Source organism: Lentzea sp. NPDC036949, assembly GCF_055608075.1.
This window is the reverse complement of sequence record NZ_JBVJRA010000011.1, coordinates 14,346-32,689: the sequence shown is the minus strand read 5'-3', so window position 1 is coordinate 32,689 and position 18,344 is coordinate 14,346. Positions and strand designations below refer to the sequence as shown.

The following is an 18,344-nucleotide window of genomic DNA, read 5'->3' as shown; positions in this document are numbered from 1 at the left end:
CGCTCACGTCAATAGTCCGAGCAGTGCAATTTTGATCACAGTGGAGAGTGCCACACGCAACCCCGTTGGACCTTGACCTGGGCATGTGGTGAGTTGAGAGAATTCACTTCGCATTCCACCCCGACCGGACTGTGCCCTGACCTGATTCCCCAGCCGATCAGGAGACCCTGTCTTGAGCACGGCAGACTTCACCCTGCGCGATTTCGCCGTTGGGCAACTGCAGAGCCTGTTGCGCGCTGTCGGATTAGCGGATTCGGCGCGCAGTTCGACGGCGTTGCTGGGTGACGCATTGGGACCCGGCGCACTGCGCCCGTTGTCCGCTGTTCCGTCGTGGCCGTCATCGGTCGCCGACGACCACACACCTGTTGAATTCTCGGTCGCTTTGGCCAGGAACGAACCACCCGCGGTGCGGATGATCGTGGAGTCGCTCGCCGAACAGCCGGACAGCCGGGCCAACCTGACCGCGGCGCTGGCCGTGCTCGACCAGCTCGCCGCCCGGTACGACCTCGACCTGCGCCAGCTCGACCAGGTCCGCGACCTCTTCCTGCCGGAGGACCCGCAGGGCGCCTTCTCGTTCTGGTACTCGCTGATCGTCGGGGCCCACGCGGCACCGGCGATCAAGGTCTACCTCAACCCCGACGTGCGCGGCCCCGGACGCGGCACCGAGCTCGTCAGCGCGGCGCTGGACCGGCTCGGCCTCGGCCCCGCCTTCCCCGCCGTCGCCCGGCACGCCCTGCGCCGTGAGGGCCTGGACCGGTTCTCGTTCTTCGCCCTCGACCTGATGGACGACCACCGCGCGCGGGTGAAGACCTACGTCTCGCACGACTCCGCCGAGATCGCCGACGTCACGCACGCGGCGGCCGCGGTGCCCGGGGTGGACCTGGGGCTGCTGGCGGACGTCTGCGCGATCGCCGGGGCCGGCACCGGCCCGTTCACCCGGCGCCCGCTGATGTCGGCCTACAACTTCCTCGCCGGCGACACCGAACGGCCGGGCGGCTACTCGGTCTACATCCCGGTGCGCGACTACGTGCAGGACGACCTGGAGGCGTGCGAGCGGGTCCTCGCGATCATGACCAGGTGCGGCCTCGACCCGACGCCGTTCGTGCTGGCGCTGACGAGCATCGTGCGCAGGCCGTTGGGCGACGGTGTCGGTCTCATCGCCCACGTCTCGCTGCGCCTGGGCCGGCCGCGCCCCGGCGTCACGGTCTACCTGTCCTCCGAGGCGTACGACGTGACCCCTCCCCGAACCACAGCCATGTCGTCGTAGTGCCGCAGTACGAGGAAAGAAGGCAGTGTCGTGGAGCCGTACCGCATCAAGGTCGTCGAGCCCATCCCCATCACCACCCGCGACTACCGCGAGCGCCGCTACGCCGAGGCGGGGTACAACCAGTTCAACCTCACCGCCGACGACGTCACGATCGACCTGCTGAGCGACTCCGGCACCGGTGCGCTCTCGGCCGAGCAGCAGGCCGCGGGCATGCGCGGTGACGAGACCTACGCGGGCGCCCGGTCGTTCTTCCGGTTCCGCGAGGTGGCCGAGGAGCTGACCGGCTTCCCGCACATCTACCCGGTGCACCAGGGCCGTGCCGCCGAGCGGATCCTGTTCTCCGCGCTGCTCAAGCCCGGCCAGCTCTCCGTGGGCAACACCCACTTCGACACCACCCGCGCGAACGTGGAGCTCGTCGGCGGCGTGGTGCGCGACCTGCCCTGCCCGGCAGCGGCCGACCTCGACAGCGACGCGCCGTTCAAGGGCGACATCGACCTCGTCGCGCTGGAGGCGGTGCTGTCCGGGCCGGAGGACGTCGGCCTGGTGCTGATGACGATCACCAACAACGGCGGCGGCGGGCAGCCGGTGTCGATGGCGAACCTGGAGGCCGTCAGCGCGCTGTGCCGCCGGTTCGGGGTGCCGTTCTTCCTCGACGCGGCCCGGTTCGCCGAGAACGCGTGGCTGGTGACGCAGCGGGAGGAGAAGTACCGCGACCACAGCCCGCGCGACGTCGCGAAGCTCGCGTTCCGGCTCGCCGACGGGTGCGTGGTGAGCCTGAAGAAGGACGGCATCGTCCACATCGGAGGGATGCTCGCCCTCACCGACCCCGACCTGGCCGAGCAGTGCGAGCTGCTGCTGATCGCCACCGAGGGTTTTCGCACCTACGGCGGGCTTTCCGGTCGTGACCTGGACATGTGCGCGCAGGGCCTGATGGAGGTCACGCACCCGGCGTACCTCAAGGAGCGGGCCGAGGCCACCGCGTACCTGGCCGAGTGCGCGCGCCAGGCCGGTGTGGAGAGCGTGCGTCCCGCCGGTGTGCACGCGGTGTACCTCAACGCGGGCCGGTTGCTGCCGCACATCCCGTCGCACCGGTTCACCGGTCACGCGCTGGCCTCGGAGCTGTACCTGGCGGGCGGTGTGCGGTGCGCCGAGCTGGGGTCGCTGTACCTCGGTGAGATCGACGAGTCCGGTGAGCTGCTGACGCCGGCGCCGTTCGAGCTGGTGCGCCTCGCGATCCCGCGCCGCGTCTACACCCGCAGCCACCTGGAGTACGTCGCCGAGACGCTCGCCGGCATCGCCAAGGACCCCGAGTCGGTGCCCGGCTACCGCCTCACCGAGGCACCCGCCGTCCTGCGCCCGTTCCGCGCCCGCCTCGCCCAGGTCCGCTGACGCGAGAAGGCCCCTCGGGTCACCACCGAGGGGCCTTCCGGTCCTGCGCGAAGATCAGGCGGGCACGCCGATGCGGCTCATCGCGTGCTCGATCACCCGCACCAGCACCGCCTTCGACGACTCGCGGTCACGGGCGTCGCACAGCACCAACGGCACCGCGTCACCGACGTCGAGGGCGTGGCGCACCTCGGCCTCGGTGTAGGAGTAGCTGCCGTCGAAGCAGTTCACCGCGACCACGAACGGGATCTGGCGGCGTTCGAAGAAGTCGATCGCCGCGAACCCGGTCTCCAGCCTGCGGGTGTCGACCAGCACCACGGCACCGATCGCACCGGAGGCCAGCTCGTCCCACATGAACCAGAACCGGTCCTGGCCCGGTGTGCCGAACAGGTACAGCACCAGCTCGGTGTTGATCGTGATGCGGCCGAAGTCCAGCGCGACCGTCGTCGTGTTCTTGCCCTCGACGCCGACGATGTCGTCGATCTCCTCGCCCGCGGCGGTGAGGAGCTCCTCGGTGCGCAGCGGGGTGATCTCGCTGACCGACCCGACCAGCGTGGTCTTGCCCGCGCCGAACCCGCCGGCGACGACGATCTTGACGGCGACGGGGACGGCGAGGTCGTCGTCGCGCTGGTCAGATTGCACGGACACCATCCAGCACCTTCTGCAGTAGGTTCATGTCCATCGCGGTCGCCATCCGCGACGGGTCGCGGGTGATGACGTCTCCGCGCTGGATCAGGTCGCTCAGCAGCACCTTCACCACGACCAGCGGTGCGTGCAGGTACGCGGCGACCTCCGCGACGGACAACGGCTTGCGGCACAGCTTCATGATCTCGGTGTGCTCCACCGAGAGCGAGGCGGGGTCGTTCGAGGTGCGGATCGACCGCACCTGGGTCGTGAGGTGCAGATCGCCCCACACCGGCCGGGTGCGGCCGCTGACCAGCGCGTAGGGCCGGACGAGCGGGCCGGCCGCCTCGTCGTACCACCAGTCTCCCGAGTGGACGGTCATGACAACCCGAGTGCGCTGGGCAACGGGGTGCGCGGCGCGGTGGACAGGTAGCCGCCCACGCGCTTCACGAGCATGTTCATCTCGTAGGCGATCATGCCCATGTCCGCGTCCTCGTCACCGACGACGGCGAGGCAGGCGCCCTGCCCGGCCGCGGTGACGAACAGGTACGCGCGCTCCATCTCCACGATGGTCTGGCGCACCTGGCCGCCGCCGAAGTGCCGGCCGGTGCCGCGGGCGAGCGACTGGAACGCCGACGCCATGGCGGAGAGGTGGTCTGAGTCGTCCTTCGACAGCTCGGGCGAACGGGCCAGCAGCAGACCGTCAGCGGAGAGCACCACCGCGTGCCGAGCACCGACCACTCTGCTCACGAGGTCGTCCAGCAGCCAGTTGAGCTTGGCCTGCCCGCCGGTCATCTCTTCCATGGGAAATCGCCTTTCGCTTTCCGGAGTCCCAGTGCGCATCACGGTTCGAGGTCGTGGGGGTCCGCGGTCCTGGCGTCACGAGCGCCGCGCTGGAACGCGGACAGGCCGTCACGGGCGCGTTCGGCCCGTTCCTCGGCGTCGAACTCGGTGAAGTCGGGATCGGGACGCAGGTCGTCGGTCGCCAGCTGGGGCACGAGGTGCTGCTGCCGCTGCCGGCGCGGCAGCTGCGGCCGTTCGTCCTGGCGCACTTCGCCACCTCCCGCGGCGGTGTCGGTGTCGGTGGGCCAGCTCTCCGGCCGGGTGTGCGCGCGGGACAGCTCGGTGCCGTCGGTGCCGGTGACCGGCACGTGGCCCTTGGTCGAGGCGCCCGCCCAGAACTGGTCCAGCTCGGACCCCGACTCCGCCGGCGGGCGGGCCTGCGACGGCACGTGGGTCTCGGGGCGCACCTGCTGCACCTGCTGGCGGTAGGAGGGCCGGGGAAGCTGCGGCACGTCCGTGGTGTCGGCCGCGCCCGCGTCGCCCGCGAGCAGCTCGGCCGGGATGAGCACCAGCGCGATCGTGCCGCCGGAGGAGCACTCGCGCAGCTCGACCCGGATGCCGCGGCGCGCGGCGAGGCGTGCGACGACGAACAGGCCCAGGCGCGACTCACCGCGCAGGCGCATCGCCTCGAAGTCGGGCGGCGCGGCCAGCATCTGGTTGTGCAGCTCGCGGTCCTCGGCCTTGATGCCCAGGCCCTGGTCCTCGATCTCCACGACGATGCCCTGCGGCACCTCGCTGGTGTGCACCTCGACCTGCGAGCGCGGCGGGGAGAACGAGGTGGCGTTGTCGACGAGCTCGGCGATCAGGTGGATCGTGTCGGCGACGGCGGCACCGGTGAGCGCCACCTCGGGCACCGGGTTCACCTTGACCCGCGCGTACTGCTCGGTCTCCGCGACGGCGGCGCGCACCACGTCGAGCATGCGCACGGGCTTGCGCCACTGCCGGCCCGGCTGCTCGCCGGTGAGGATGATCAGGTTCTCCGCGTTGCGGCGCGCGCGGGTGGCGAGGTGGTCGAGCTGGAAGAACGCGTCGAGCTGCTCGGGGTTCTCCTCCTCGTGCTGCAGCCGGTCCAGGATCTTCAGCTGGCGGTGCACCAGGCCCTGGTTGCGGCGCGCGATGTCGAGGAAGACCCGGTTGACGCCCTCACGGGTCTGGCTCTCCTTGACCGCCGCGGCGACGGCGGTGTACTGCGCGGCGTTGAACGCGTCGGCCACCTGGCCGATCTCGTCGTTGCCGTAGTCGAGCGAGGGGACCTCGGCGGCGACGTCGACGTGCTTGCCCTCGCGCAGCCGCTCGACGATGTCGGGCAGGCGCTCGTGGGCGAGCTTGAGCGAGTCGCTCTTCAGGCTGGTCAGGCGCACGATCAACGCCTTGTTGACCAGCCGGTTGGAGATGCGGACGGCGACGAAGATGCCGGCGATGACCGCGAGCAGGGCGACGAGGCTGCCGATGAGGACGGTGTTGAACTTGTTCTCGCCGTTCTCCAGCGCGACGTTCACGGCGCCGTTGGACTGCTCCTGCACCATCGTGGTGAGCTCGGTGGACACGGCGCGGCTGGCGGTCTCCCAGTCGGAGGCCCCGACGGAGTTGCCGATGGGCCGTTCCGCGTTCTGCAGCAGGCGGTTCTCCAGCGCGCCCAGCTGCTGCCAGGACGGGCTGGTGATCACGCGCTGGTAGTGGTCGCGCACCTCCTTCAGCGCGTTGGGCTCGATCGCGTTGAGCGACGAGCGGTACGCGCCGACGAGGTAGACGAACTCGCGGTGGTCCTCGGGCGTGAACCGGCCGGCGGTGAGCGCACCGGCGGCGACGGACCCGGCGCGCGACATCGAGTCGGCGGCCTGGAAGTACTGCACGGCGGCCAGGGCGCTCTGCACCGTGGGCGCGTCGGGGACGATGCGGGCCTGCGTGTTGTAGAGCGAGGCGCCCGCGTCGAGCACGCTGTTGTAGAAGCGGTAGACCTCGGCCTTGGACGCGGTGCCCGCCTCGATCACGGCCCGCTGCTGCGGCAGCTGGTCCAGCAGCCCGTTGAGCCTGCCGATGCTGTCCACGACCTCCTGCGGCGCCTGGGCGGCGAGATCGGTGAACGCGGTCTTCATCGTGCTGAGGTCGGAGTCGGTTTCCAGCCACTGCTTCTGCAGTGCGGAACTACCCGAACCCGGCCGGCTCAGGTTCGTCATGCTGAGCTCGCGTTCCTTCTGCAGGGACGCGAACGACTGCACCGCCGGAATCGACGCGTCCCGCACACCCGAGGCGACCAGCCGCAGGTAGAGACCGTCGAACACGGTGTACGACGAGAACAGCACCCACATCACCAGAAGCACGATGCTGGGAACAACGACAACACCGGTGAGCCGGGACCGAATTGTCTTGTAATTTGTGTCAGGCACGTTCTTCAGCTTCACAACGCTCCACGACCACCTGAATTGGCGACGGAAAGATAGCACCGCGAGAACAGCACGACCAACCGTAGATGATCATGCATTGCGGTTGCCGAGCAGGGTACTCAGTCAACCGGCCACGGCGACACCCAGGTCCACGTGCGCATCTCAGCATACGGAGCAGCGCAAGGCTGGTCCGTCAGGAGCACGCCAAACACCGTTCGAGCAGAGAGAACGACACGAATTGCCGCGCCGCTTGACAGCGGGTTGACCGATTTGGATTCGCTGACAATGTGAACCGAATCACATGAACGAGCCTTCGGTTGTTTCGGAAATTCACAGCGCACATCTCGACGGCCGCACCGATTTGTGCTAACCGAAGAACGCACCGCGGCCCGTTCGGGCAGCCCGCTGTCCGGTTGCACCGGGAAACCCACGCGCACCAGCACCGGGACGCGCGCACACCGAGCAGGCACCGCTCGGCCTCGTCCCCAGGAAGCCGCGCGAGCACCGCGTCGTACGGCTCGGGCAGCACCGGCTCGGCGGCCGCGACCACTTCGCGCCCGAAGTCCCTCCGGCCCTCACCCGGCCCGGCGGTGAACCGAGACCGCGTAGTCGCCGCCGCGGAACTCGGCGCGGTCCCACGTCGCGTAGCGCTCGGCCAACTCCAGGCCCGCGTCCGCGCAGTGCCGGTCGTACTCGTCGGCCGAGTACCCGCGGTCGAGGCCGAACCCCGCGACGAGGACGGTGCCGACGTGCCGCGCGACCCCCGCGACCAGAGCGCCCTGCGTGCCGGGCGGGGTGAACAGCGGCACGTTGCCCGCCATCACCACCACGTCGAAGACCCGGCCGAGGTCCAGTGCGGCCAGATCGGACTCGACCCAGTCGATCTCCGGGGCCTTGGCGCGCGCCGTGGCCAGCATGGACGCGTCCACATCGGCACCGACGACCTCGATGCCGTGCCGGGCCAGCTCTATCCCTACCCGCCCGGTGCCGCACCCGGCGTCCAGCACGGACGTGGGCCCGTACGCCCGCACGAAGGTCGCTTCGCCGTGCACGTCCACTCCCGACGCGGCGAGCTCGTCGAACCTGGCCTGGTACTCCGCTCCGTTCCACACGGACCCGAGCCTAGGGCCCCGAACCCTCGGATCGGCGGATACCGCGCGTGTAGGAGCGCTGCCAAGGTCGAGTGCATGACGCGCTTTCTGCTGGCAGTGGCGTTGTTCGTGGCCGCGGCCTCTCCCGCGCAGGCTGCTCCCGCCCGGTGGTTCGGGACCTGGGCCGCCGCACCGTCCTCCGCGGTCCCCGGCACGGAGAACGGCTACGCGAACCACTCGTTCCGCAACATCGTCCACGTGAGCGCGGGCGGTCGTGAGATCCGCGTGCGGCTGTCCAACGCCTACGGGCGCACACCGGTGCTGTTCGGGCAGGTCACCGTGGCGCTGGCGGCCGGACCGGACACCCCGTCCGCGCTGCCCGGCACCATGCGCATCCTCACGTGGGGCGGTGCGGCGTCCATCACCGCCCCGCCCGGTGCCGACGTGGTGAGCGACGGCGTGGCGCTGACCGTGCCCGCCGACTCCGACCTGCTGGTCTCGGTCTTCACGCCGGCGGCGGGCGGCCCGGTCACCCACCACCAGCTCACGATGCAGAACTCGTACCTGACCCGCGAGGGCAACCACACCGCCGCCGAGTCGGGCGCCGCCTACCGCGAGCGCACGACCGCCTGGCACTACGTCTCGGGCGTCGACGTGCGCTCGTCCACGTTGCGCGGCAGCGTGGTCGCACTGGGCGACTCCATCACCGACGGTGCGAACTCCACCTGGGGCGCCAACCTGCGCTGGCCCGACCAGCTCGCCGACCGCGTCAACACCCGCTACGGCATCGTGAACGCGGGCATCAGCGGCAACCGCCTGCTCCTCGACGGCGGCTCGGCCGGACCGAACGCCCTGGCCCGGCTGAACCGCGACGTGCTGACCCAATCCGGCGTGCGCACGGTGATCGTGTTCGAGGGCATCAACGACATCCAGCAGACCCCGCACGAGACGAACCCGGAGAAGATCATCGCGGCCCTGCGGCAGATCGCCGCCCGCGCCCACGACCGCGGTCTGCGCGTGGTGGGCGCGACGATCACGCCGTTCAAGGGCTGGTACAGCTACACCCCCGAGCTCGAACAGGTGCGGCAGGCGGTCAACGCCCACATCCGCGGCAGCGCCGAGTTCGACGCGGTGGTGGACTTCGACGCGGTGGTCCGCGACCCGGCCGACCCGCAGCGGATCAGGCCGGAGTACGACGAGGGCGACCACCTGCACCCCGGTGACAAGGGGTTCGCGGCGATGGCACGGGCGGTACGGGTGGCGGCGCTCTGAGCCACACGGCCCAGGGCGTGCTGATCTTCGACTGCTCGCACACGGGGGTGGCTAAGCTCGCGGTGTGATCACTCCAGGGGGCCGTGAGCTGTGGGTGGACCTGAACGAGGTCGTCGCCCGTGACCACGGCGACGAGCGCACGGCGGCGTTGGAGGAGGTCGTGCGGCGCGCGGACGCCGCGGACGCACCGCGCGTGACCTTCCTGGCGCGCAGGGAGTTGGCGGCCGCGCACCAGACGGACGGGCGCTGGGACCTCGTGTACCCGCTGCTGGAGGAGTGCCTGCAGGAGCACGAGCACCGGCCGTGGCGGTTCGAGCGCGACGACGAGGCCGAGCTGCTGGAGTGGTACGCGTGGCTGGTCGAGGCCATGGTGGACTTCCCGGAGCGGGCGCTGTCGGAGATCCACGCGAGCGCGGCGGACCTGGAGCACCGGTTCCGGCAGCGGGACCTGCCGCTGGGCGACGTCTACCGGGCGCACCACGGGATCGCGGTGCACGTCGGCGACCTGGCGTGGGCGCGGGAGGCGTTCGCGCGGCAGGTCGCGGCGACCGCACCGGAGGACCCGTGGCTCGACGCCCACCGGATCGACCACCTGCTGGCGCTGGGTGACGAGGAGCAGGCGCTGCGGCTGGCTGAGCCGTTCCTGCGCGAGCCAGGGGTGTCCGACGAGCTGACGACGCGGGTGCGGCACCTGGTGCTGTTACCGCTGGCCCGTGCGGGCCGGTGGGAGGACGCGGCGCTCACGTTCCGGCGGCTCACGCGCGGGATGTCCGGCGAGTACTCGCGGTTGGAGGACCACGGCGGGATGGCGCAGTTCTGCGCGCTCACCGGCAACCTGAGCGAGGGCACGATCTGGCTCGGACCGGTGGAGGAGCTGGGCGAGCGCAAACGCCCACTGGCCACAATGGAGTACGCCGCCTCCGCCACCCTGCTCACCCGCCAGCTCGGCTGGATGGACACCGAACGCCGCCTGCGCGCGCTCGCGCAGGACCTGGCCGCGCGGTTCGACCGCCGCAACGCCACCACGGCGTGCGGCGACCGCGTCCGGCGCAAGCTCGAAGCAGAGCAGCTCGTCGACTTCCTGCCGCTGTACCCCACCAGCCGCCCGCCGCTCCCCGCGCCACCGCCGCGGCTGAGCGACGCCGAGCTGCTGCGCCGCTCCGAGCTGCACGACCTGCGCTGCGAACCCGACGAGGCGCGCGTGTGCCTGTCCCTGGTGGGCGACGACCTGCCGGAACCGCTGCGCGCCCAGCGCGACGAGCTCACCGCGAAGTTCTTCCAGAGCCCCGAGACCGGCACGGTCCTGCGCCGGGCCGCCCGCACGTACGAGGAGCACGGCGACCACCGGCGCGCGGAGCTCACCCGCTGCTGGATCGGCCTGTGGGTCGTGCACGAGGGCGACGTCGAGGGCGGGGTCGCCGCGGTGAGGGACGCCGTCGAGCGGCTCCACGAGGTGGGCGACGGCCAGGCGTGGGGCGAGTACTGGCTCGCGTACGTGCTGGCGGGCCAGAACGAGCACGAACAGGCGCTGGCCGCCGTCGAGCGGGGCAAGCGCCACGCCCACGACCCGCTCGCCCTGGGCACGCTGCAGGCCCTCGAAGCACAGCTCACCGGCCAGCCGCCGGTGGAGGCCTACGAGACGTTCGTGCGCAACGACGTGCCGGAGAAGGCCCTGGAGGCGCTGTACCTGCTGCCGGAGGACATCACGCGCACGGCACCGGAGCACCCCCGCGTCGCCGGCCACCTGAGCTACCTGCGGGCGCTGCGCACGATCAACGCCGGCATGCCGGAGCTCGCCGTCGACGACCTCAACGAGGCCGTGGGACAGGCCCAGCGCCGCAACAACGCCACCGTCGAGCAGTGGTTCCACCTGACGCACGCGAACTACGCCGCACGCCGCTACGAGGACGCCGTCGACGCCGGGCTCAAGGCCGTGGCGTGGCTCGACCACCTCAAGACCGAGGACGCGAGCTGGGAGCAGGCCGCCGACGAGACCCGGTTCCTGGTCGCACAGTGCTACCAGCTGCTCGGCGACCAGCCGGCCGCGGTCCGGGAGTACCGCGTGCTGGCGGCCGGTGACGGGCCGATGGCGGCGGCCGCGTTCGTGGCGGCCACCGCCCTGCTGGAGGCTTAAGGCCTGTGTCGAGGTCCGTGTTCACGACAGCCGGGCCTCGACACAGGCCCTAGCGCACCATTCGGCGGTGCTGCAGGGCCACCTCCCCCGGTCGCGCGGCCCGGTCCAGGAACATCAGGCCGTCCATCCGGCAGGCGCAGGCGTTGCCCTCCCGGTCGTTCTGCGGGTAGCTGCCGCCGACCTTGAGGCCGCGCGGGTCGGTGGCCGACGCGACGTCCGGTTCGGGTTCGCCCTCCAGCCGCCACGGGTCGCCGGCCGTCACGTACCGACCGGCCAGCGACTTCCCGTTGCGGTACAACGCCATCTCGCCGGTGTCGAAGTCGAACGTCGCCGCCAGGAACACCCATTCGCCCACGGGCAGCAGCTCCCGCCAGTCCGCCGACGCCGCGAACGTCTGCGAGGCACCGCCGTCGAGCCGGCGGGCCAGTGCGACCAGCTTCAGGGAGCCGTCCACGCTGATGAGCTCCAGCAACGCGCGCACCGCGTGGCCGTTCGAGTCACCGGACAGCACACCGGCGAGACCGATGGCGTCGTAGAGGTCGTCCGGGTCGGGGGTGTTCGAGTTCGGGGCCGGGTTCTGGCCCGTCATCTTCACCCAGCCCAGGATCGACGCCTCGCGGGCGCCGTTGAACGCCCGCAGCGACGGCACGCCGGACGCGCTGTAGAGGCCTGCCTTCCAGTCGTCGTTGCCGGCGGTCGCGGGGTTGACCTGCTTGAGCTGCACCGAGGTGCGCGAGCCGCGGTACGCCCCGTCGCGCACCCGCATGTCCGCGCCGCCGTTGACCAGCGACAGCGCGGTGCCCGAACGGCCGCGGTCCTGTTCCAGGGCAGCGTTCCCAGGTACCGGGTGCTCGAAGTCGTAGTGCGCCACCAGGTTCGGCGCCAGCGCGGGCAGCACGGACGGCGCAGCGGACGAGGCGGGTGCGGCGAGACCGGCCGCGAACACCGCCGCCACCACCAGGGTGAGCAGCCGCATCACCGCACCCCCTGACCGCGCACCAGGAGGTCGCGCAGCCGGCCGACGTTGTCGAAGGAGCCGAACCCGACCCGGCCGGACGTGAACGTCCGGTCCACAGCGGTCATCAGCGGGTACCGCGACCCGTCCAGGTACACCGCGATCTCCCCCGAGCCGGCGCAGTGCCGGACGCGGACGCGGTGCCACGCCGTGTCGGTGACCGCCGGGGCCGCGCCGACCGAACGCACGGCGTCCCACTGGTGGTCCAGGCGCACCCGGTCGGCGTTGTTCACCACGAAGATCCCGTTGTGCGGGTAGGTCCTGTTGTCCGACGACAGGTGTGCGTAGTAGAACTCCGTGTCCGAGCGGTACCCGAACACGATGATCACGTCCCGGTTCGGCTCCGCCACCGGCGTGTCCAGCCGCACGGAGGCGTCGACCTGCACCGAGCCGAACTCCGGTCCCCTGCTCAGCACCGCGTACTCGAACGGCCGCCGCGGACCGGGTCGCGCCGTGCCGGCCTGCGCCAGCACGACCTCGCGGCCGGGGAACTGCCACAGCGACGGCGTCACCGGTGCCCACGAGTGCTCCGAGGTGGCGCCGGCGACGAGGTCGTGGCCGGTGGAGCAGGCGGCGAACGTGCGCGCGCCGGTCACCTTCCAGACCTTGCCGTTCGCCTTGGCCAGCACGTACAGCTCACCGGCCGCGTCCTGCCCGAACCGCAGGTCGACGCGGGGGTCACCGGCCAGCGCCTGCAACGTGGTCCGCTGCCCGCCGGAGTACACCGCCAGCTCGCGCGACTCGGCGAACGGCCGCCCTGCGCTCAACGCGCGTTCGTCGGCGGTGAACAGCAGGCCCTTCACGCCTTCGCCGTAGACGTACTTGCCGCGCAACGAGGGGATCTTCGCGCCGCGGTAGACGAACCCGCCCATCAACGCGTTGCCGCTGTCCGCGCACGGGCGCGTGGTGGAGGACCGGTTGTGGTCGAACCCGGTGACCGGGTAGGTGTAGCCGAACCGCGCGTCGTCAGCGGGCAGCGGGAACACGCCGCACGACGGGTCGCCGCGGCGGAACACCCACTGCGCCTCGCGTTCGCTCCAGCCGAGGTTCGCGCCCTTGCGGACCTCGTAGACGGCGTCGACGGCTTTTTCGCCGATGTGGCCCATGAACATCTTGTGCGTGCCGCCCGCGTCCCAGCTGAAGCGGTACGGGTCGCGCATGCCGTAGGCGTAGATCTCGCCCAGCGCGCCCGCCTTGCCCACGAACGGGTTCGAGCGCGGGATGCCGTAGCGGCCGTTCGCGCCGTCGGTGCCGGCGGGGTCGATGCGCAGGATCTTGCCCTGCGGCAGCGAGAGGTCCTGCGGCACCGCCGTGGTGAAGCCGATCCCGCCGTCACCGGAGGCCAGGTAGAGCAACCCGAAGTCCTCGTCCCGCGGGCGTGCGGTCGGGTTGAAGCCGATCTCCTGGAAGCCGTGGATGAACGAGGCGTAGCCGACCCGCAGGACCTCGCGGCGGGTGCCGGAGAAGACGTCGGCGCTCGGGTCCGCCGCGGTCCACTCGGTGACCACGCCGTGGACCTGCGTCTCGCCGGAGGACGGCAGGTCGGGCTTCTTGCCGGTGAGCGCGGACCCGGTCTCGGTGTGCACGGTGAAGAACCTGCCGGTGCGCCGGAAGTCCGGGTGGAACGCGGCGAACCCGAACCCGCTGCCCAGGCCGCGGTGGTTGTGGAAGTCGGGTCCGACCGCGGCGGCCAGGTCCAGGTAGGCGTGCCGGGTGCCGCCGTCGAGCAGGTACAGCGTGCCGTTCATGTCCGGCACGAACAACCGGCCGGACCCGTCCGGCACCTCGCCGAGGTAGTTGATCCGGTTGTAGCGCTGCAACCGCGAGTCCGTCGGCGGCGGCACCGGTTGCGACGCGGGCAGCCGCGCGACCTCGGTGAGCTCCAGGCCGATCCCGGACTGGCCGGGCGTCGGCAGCGGGTCGGCGATCGGGGCGTCCTGGGCGGACGCGGTCGGGACGAGGAGCGATGACAGCAGGATCATCGGTGCGGCCAGCCGGAACAAGCGTCGGTACATCCCCACCACCCTGTGGGCCAGGCCGTGCCAGCACGGCGCGGAAAGCGCTTTCCAAGCAGTGCCTCCGGAATGTACCCAGCTAATAATGCCGGTACAACCCTCCTTCGGACCGGCTCGGTTCAGTCGTGTCCCGTCACAGCTCCCAGCAGCTCCCGGATGTGCGCTGTCGCCGATGCGAACTCCGGCCGGGCCATCGTGGCCGCGTAGTCCCGTTCGGCGGGCAGGCCGACCTCGACCACCTCCCGCACCAGCGCGGGCCGCCGCGTCAGCACGACCACCCGGTTCGCCAGGTACACCGCCTCGGCGATCGAGTGCGTCACCAGCAGCACCGTCGTGCCGGTCTCGCGCCACACCCGGTGCAGCTCCACGTTCATCTGCTCGCGGGTCAACGCGTCCAGCGCACCGAACGGTTCGTCCATCAGCAGCACGCGCGGCTGGTGCAGCAGAGCGCGGCACAACGCCACGCGCTGCTGCATGCCGCCGGACAGCTCGTGCGGGAGGGCGTTCTCGAAGCCGGTGAGACCGGTCATCTCGATCAGCTCGTCGGCCCGGCGACCGGCCTGCGCCGAACCCATGCCGCGCATCTCGGCCTGCAACAGGATGTTCCTGCGCGCGGACCGCCACTCCAGCAGCGCGGCCCGCTGGAACACGAACCCGATGTCGTGCCGGGGCCCGCGCACCTCCTCCCCCAGCAGCCGCACCGAGCCCGACGACGGCCGCAGCAGCCCCGAGACGAGCTTCAGCAGCGTCGACTTGCCGCAGCCGGACGGGCCGGCGATGGACACGAACTCGCCCGGTGCCACGTCGAGCGAGACCTGGTCGACCGCGGTGGTCTCCGCGCGCTTCGAGCGGAAGCGCACGGACACGGCGTTGATCGCGATGGCGCTCGTGGCGTTCAAGGTGGTGCTCATCCCTTCGGTGCCACGCTTTCCTCCCAGTACGCCGAGGGTTCCGACGCCTTGCCGATGATGCCGGTCTGCTGGAAGGTGTCGATGGTCTTCTTCCAGTCCTCCGCGGTGTTGACGCCCGGAGCCTTGCCCTTCGTGGCGTCGGTGTGCAGCAACGTCAGCGTGGTCTTGAACTGCTCCAGCACGACCGTCGGCGACGGCAGCTGCTCGGCGGCGCCCTTCATCGAGTCGGCGGCGGCCTGCGGGTCCTTCTCCGCGGCGGTCCACGCCTCCTGGGTGGCCTGGACCATCCTGCGCACCAGGTCGGAATCCTTGGCCAGCACCGACTTCGACGTGATCAGGCCGTTGCTGAAGTAGTTCAGGCCGAAGTCGGAGAACCGCAGGTAGGACACGTCCTTGCCGGCCTTCTCCCTGATCGTCGGACCCTGGTCGGAGGCGAACCCGAGCAGCACGTCGGTGCGGCCGGAGATGACCGCGGCCATCTTGCCAGCGGGGTCGATGTTCTGGATGGAGACGTCGGACTCCTGCATGCCGTTCCGCTGGAGGAACGCGGGGAACGTCTTGGTCAGCGCGTCACCGGCGGTCGTCGCGACGGACCTGCCCCTGAGGTCGGCCGGCCCGCTGATGTTCTTCTCCGTGAAGAACTGCACCGAGGCGGGCGTGGTCTGCAGGTACACGCCGATGCTCCTGGCCGGCACGCCGTTCTCGACGGCGGTGGCGAGCGCCGAGGTGTCCGCCCAGCCGAAGTCGGTCTGCCCGGCGCCGGTGGCCTGCACGGTCTTGCCGGATCCCTGGCCCGCCTGGATCTTCAGCTTGATGCCGTGCTTCTCGAAGATCCCCTGCTGGAGCCCGTAGTAGAACGGCGCGTGCTCGCCGTAGGGGTACCAGTTGAGGGTCAGCGTGACCTCCTCCGCGCCACCACCGGCGGCGGAGTCGCCGCCACCGCCGCAGCCGGCCACCAGCAGCACCGCGGGAAGTAGGCCTGCGAGCACTTTCCTCATCGGTCAGCCTTTCGCGAGAAGGGTTGTGGTGACGGTGGAACCGCGCCGGCTGGCGTGCCACGGCAGCACCAGCCTCTCGGCGAGGTCGAGCAGGGCGAACAGCAGCACGCCGACGACCGACATCACGATCAGCCCCGCGAAGAGCATCGGGGTGTCCATGTTGCCGTTGGCCTGCAGGATCACGTAGCCGAGACCCTCGTTGGCGCCGACGAACTCGCCGACCACCGCGCCGGTGACGGCGAGCGTGATCGCGACCTTCAGCCCGGCGAACAGGTGCGGCAGCGCCGCCGGGAAGCGGATCTTCGCGAACGTCTTGAGCGGCCCGCCGCCCATGGTCGCGGCGAGCTCCAGCATCTCGGTGTCGACGGACTTCAGGCCGGTGACCATCGAGATCACCACCGGGAAGAACGCCATCAGCACGGCCACGACCACCTTGGGCCCGAAGCCGAAACCGAGCCACACCACGAACAGCGGCGCGATCGCGATCTTCGGGATGACCTGCGCGAACAGCAGCACCGGGTAGACCGTGTTCTCGACGGTCCGCGAGTACACCATCGCCACGGCGACCAGCACGCCGACGACCGCGGCGATGACGAAGCCGGCGAGCGTCTCCCAGGTCGTGGTCAGCGTGTGCGGCCACAGGTAGGACCACCTGTCGACCAGCACCTCGGCCGTTCTGCCCGGTGAAGGCACGAGGTAGGGCTCGACCAGTTCCGCGGCGGTGACGAGCTGCCAGAGGAGCACGAAGGCCGCGATGAGCGCGACCGGGCGCCAGGCCCGCTCGACCACCCCACCCCGCCTGCGGTCCGCCGAAACCGTGTCCACGAGGCCTCCTAGCTCGGAAAGCGCTTTCCAGTACGCTATGGCCGGTTCGCGGACCGGTCAAGGTGGAGGTTCGACGAAGCTGAGCGACCCGCTGGCCGGACACGGCAGCCGGTCTGGGCGCCGAACGAGCCGGTGGTGCGCGCATCGGCGGCCGGCGTCCTGGCGCAGCAGGCCGGTCTCCCTGTCGTAGCGCGGACACCACACCGGAGACGGTCCATCACGGCGATCCGTTCGCGGTGCAGCTTCTTGAGGAACGTCCTGGCTTCCAGCCGCAGTCGTGCGTCCAAGTTGGACAACGGTTCGTCCGTCAGCAGCACCTCGGCCGACGCCGCCACCGCCCGTGCCGGTGCGGCCCGTTGCCACCGGCCGCCGGAGCACGGCGGCCACGAGGTCCCGACAGATGTCTCAGCGCCCTCTCAGCGGGCGGCTGCAAGGCTGCCGCTCGAAGGGGGTAGATCAACTGTGCAACTGCTGCTCGCGGCCGTCCTGGCCGCATCGACCCTGGTGACACCGCAGGTCACCGGCCCGTTCCCGGTGGGCGTGTTCGACGCCCACCTCACCGACACCCGCGCTGATCCGTGGCACCCGGACCAGCGCAGGGAGCTCATGGTCACGGTCACCTACCCGGCCCGCGCGAAGGGCGAGCGGGCGCCGTTCCTGTCCCCCGCCGTCGCCGCGGCGGCCGACCCGGTGCTCTCCAGCCCCGGCTACCTCGACGTCCCGGCGTGCACGGTCGACTGGGCCGGCACGCTGCGGCAGGCCAGGACGCGGGCGCCCGCGCTCCCCGGCCGGTTCCCGGTGGTGCTGTTCTCGCCGGGACTGCAGTCGCCGCGCGAGTTCTACGCGGGTGCCGCGGAGGACCTGGCCAGCCGCGGGTACGTCGTCGTCACGGTCTCGCACACGCACGAGTCGCTGGTCGTCGAGTTCCCGGACGGCCGCCTGGTGCCGAGCGAGGTCGGTGACGCCCGGCCGGAGACCATGAGGAAGGCGATCGACGCACGGGTCGCGGACATGCGGTTCGTGCTCAGCCGGCTGCCCGGCCTGCACCGGGGCGCGGACCTCGGCCGGGTCGGGATCGCCGGGCACTCCTACGGCGGCTACACGGCCGGCGAGACGATGGTGCGCGACCGCAGGTTCGACGCGGGCATCAACATCGACGGCGCCATGGAGCACAGCGGGTCGGGCCCGTACGCGCCGGGCGAGATCGTCACGAGGGGCGTCGACCGGCCGTTCCTGCTCTTCGGCGGTGACCTGCGCGAGCGCGAGCTCTCGCACGTCGACACGAGCCTGACCCGGTCGTGGGCGGACTTCTGGCCGAACCAGCGCGGCTGGAAGCGGGACGTGCACCTCGACGACGGCGCGCACCTCGGGTTCAGCGACCTGCAGTGGGCGGTTCCGCAGGTCGGGGCGGTCACGGCGGAGCGCAGGGCCGACCTGATCGGCACGATCGATCCCCGGGACTCGCTGAAGGCGCAGCGCGACCACGTGGCCGCGTTCTTCGACCTGCACCTGAAACACCGCGCCACCACGCTGTTCGACCGCGTGCGCCACCCGGGAGTCCGCCTCGTGGGCTGACGGC

The 18,344-nt window shown here is 71.0% G+C and carries 15 protein-coding genes; 5 read left to right on the top strand and 10 right to left on the bottom strand.

Annotation, left to right across the window (positions count from 1 at the left end):
* Positions 1-172: 172 nt before the first annotated feature.
* Together ACZ7CD_RS28185 and ACZ7CD_RS28180 are read left to right on the top strand one after the other, a co-directional pair.
* On the top strand, positions 173-1,267 hold the full coding sequence (locus ACZ7CD_RS28185; protein WP_470380061.1) for a tryptophan dimethylallyltransferase family protein: 1,095 nt from the start codon (positions 173-175) through the stop codon (positions 1,265-1,267).
* Between the two features lie 30 nt (positions 1,268-1,297).
* Complete coding sequence (locus ACZ7CD_RS28180; RefSeq protein ID WP_360387528.1) at positions 1,298-2,656, top strand: tryptophanase; 1,359 nt, start codon at positions 1,298-1,300, stop codon at positions 2,654-2,656.
* Between the two features lie 54 nt (positions 2,657-2,710).
* Here ACZ7CD_RS28180 and ACZ7CD_RS28175 read toward each other — a convergent pair whose 3' ends face one another.
* From ACZ7CD_RS28175 to ACZ7CD_RS28155, 5 genes are all read right to left on the bottom strand, one after another.
* Positions 2,711-3,304 (bottom strand): GTP-binding protein, encoded by a 594-nt coding sequence (locus ACZ7CD_RS28175; protein WP_360387526.1) that lies wholly within the window; start codon positions 3,302-3,304, stop codon positions 2,711-2,713.
* Positions 3,285-3,659 carry a DUF742 domain-containing protein gene (locus ACZ7CD_RS28170; RefSeq protein ID WP_360387523.1) on the bottom strand — a complete coding sequence of 125 codons (375 nt, stop codon included), beginning with the start codon at positions 3,657-3,659 and terminating at the stop codon, positions 3,285-3,287. Before ACZ7CD_RS28170 ends, ACZ7CD_RS28175 begins: the two co-directional genes overlap by 20 nt.
* Complete coding sequence (locus tag ACZ7CD_RS28165; protein ID WP_360387520.1) at positions 3,656-4,081, bottom strand: roadblock/LC7 domain-containing protein; 426 nt, start codon at positions 4,079-4,081, stop codon at positions 3,656-3,658. Before ACZ7CD_RS28165 ends, ACZ7CD_RS28170 begins: the two co-directional genes overlap by 4 nt.
* Before the next feature lie 38 nt (positions 4,082-4,119).
* Positions 4,120-6,429, bottom strand: a complete 2,310-nt coding sequence (locus tag ACZ7CD_RS28160; RefSeq protein ID WP_360388365.1) for a sensor histidine kinase — start codon at positions 6,427-6,429, stop codon at positions 4,120-4,122.
* 650 nt (positions 6,430-7,079) lie between these two features.
* A complete protein-coding gene (locus ACZ7CD_RS28155; RefSeq protein ID WP_458433223.1) occupies positions 7,080-7,616 on the bottom strand; it encodes a class I SAM-dependent DNA methyltransferase in 537 nt (178 codons plus the stop codon).
* Positions 7,617-7,691: 75 nt separating this feature from the next.
* Here ACZ7CD_RS28155 and ACZ7CD_RS28150 point away from each other — a divergent pair, with 75 nt between their 5' ends.
* Both ACZ7CD_RS28150 and ACZ7CD_RS28145 read left to right on the top strand, forming a co-directional pair.
* Positions 7,692-8,867 carry an SGNH/GDSL hydrolase family protein gene (locus ACZ7CD_RS28150; protein ID WP_470380060.1) on the top strand — a complete coding sequence of 392 codons (1,176 nt, stop codon included), beginning with the start codon at positions 7,692-7,694 and terminating at the stop codon, positions 8,865-8,867.
* Between the two features lie 64 nt (positions 8,868-8,931).
* Complete coding sequence (locus ACZ7CD_RS28145; RefSeq protein ID WP_360387512.1) at positions 8,932-11,001, top strand: hypothetical protein; 2,070 nt, start codon at positions 8,932-8,934, stop codon at positions 10,999-11,001.
* 49 nt (positions 11,002-11,050) lie between these two features.
* On the opposite strand, the gene ACZ7CD_RS28140 is transcribed toward ACZ7CD_RS28145, so the two are convergent.
* The 5 genes from ACZ7CD_RS28140 to ACZ7CD_RS28120 all read right to left on the bottom strand — a co-directional run bounded on the left by ACZ7CD_RS28140 (position 11,051) and on the right by ACZ7CD_RS28120 (position 16,765).
* Positions 11,051-11,977: a LamG-like jellyroll fold domain-containing protein gene (locus ACZ7CD_RS28140; RefSeq protein ID WP_470380059.1), complete on the bottom strand. Its 927-nt coding sequence runs from the start codon at positions 11,975-11,977 to the stop codon at positions 11,051-11,053.
* Positions 11,977-14,031 carry a PQQ-dependent sugar dehydrogenase gene (locus tag ACZ7CD_RS28135; RefSeq protein ID WP_360387507.1) on the bottom strand — a complete coding sequence of 685 codons (2,055 nt, stop codon included), beginning with the start codon at positions 14,029-14,031 and terminating at the stop codon, positions 11,977-11,979. The genes ACZ7CD_RS28140 and ACZ7CD_RS28135 overlap by 1 nt, the downstream gene beginning before the upstream one ends.
* Before the next feature lie 119 nt (positions 14,032-14,150).
* Positions 14,151-14,942, bottom strand: a complete 792-nt coding sequence (locus tag ACZ7CD_RS28130) for an ABC transporter ATP-binding protein (RefSeq protein ID WP_360387504.1) — start codon at positions 14,940-14,942, stop codon at positions 14,151-14,153.
* Positions 14,939-15,940 (bottom strand): ABC transporter substrate-binding protein, encoded by a 1,002-nt coding sequence (locus tag ACZ7CD_RS28125; RefSeq protein WP_360387501.1) that lies wholly within the window; start codon positions 15,938-15,940, stop codon positions 14,939-14,941. The genes ACZ7CD_RS28130 and ACZ7CD_RS28125 overlap by 4 nt, the downstream gene beginning before the upstream one ends.
* A 3-nt stretch (positions 15,941-15,943) precedes the next feature.
* Entirely contained in the window at positions 15,944-16,765 is an 822-nt protein-coding gene (locus tag ACZ7CD_RS28120) for an ABC transporter permease (RefSeq protein WP_360387498.1), read from the bottom strand.
* 462 nt (positions 16,766-17,227) lie between these two features.
* On the opposite strand from ACZ7CD_RS28120, the gene ACZ7CD_RS28115 reads away from it, so the two are divergent.
* On the top strand, positions 17,228-18,340 hold the full coding sequence (locus tag ACZ7CD_RS28115) for an alpha/beta hydrolase family protein (RefSeq protein WP_470380058.1): 1,113 nt from the start codon (positions 17,228-17,230) through the stop codon (positions 18,338-18,340).
* The last annotated feature ends 4 nt before the right edge of the window (positions 18,341-18,344 follow it).